Here is a 335-nt window from a genome sequence, read left to right on the forward strand (position 1 = left end):
TGAAACGGCCTCATTCAGTTTTGGGAGTAAATGCTGAGATGCAGTAAAGATTTGTTCCACCAGTTGAGGAGTGGATTGCTGTAACTGAGACCTTGATAAAGTGATAAAAGTATTACTTTGTAAATCCAATTGCACTGGCTCTTGGTAGTAAAGCGCTGCAAGCGCCTCATTCAAATAAATAGCCTCTCCTCCCTCTGTTTTAGTTAAAAACTCATGATTACTTTCAAATTTATCAATGGTTTGACGCAGCTCCTCACTGTCTCTTTTATCCTCTTGTGCACTGAAAAGCGCGATGCGCTGGGACAACATCCGCTGCATACCCGCAATATTAATTA

At 41.2% G+C, this 335-nt stretch carries 1 protein-coding gene; it reads right to left on the minus strand.

Annotated elements, in window-relative coordinates; all coding sequences use genetic code 11:
- Positions 1–335 (minus strand): type IV pili methyl-accepting chemotaxis transducer N-terminal domain-containing protein (locus CWC11_RS22295; RefSeq protein ID WP_171038531.1); only part of this gene is annotated, 335 nt, incomplete at both ends.

This window comes from Pseudoalteromonas sp. S3178 (assembly GCF_005886985.1).
Lineage (GTDB): Bacteria > Pseudomonadota > Gammaproteobacteria > Enterobacterales > Alteromonadaceae > Pseudoalteromonas > Pseudoalteromonas carrageenovora.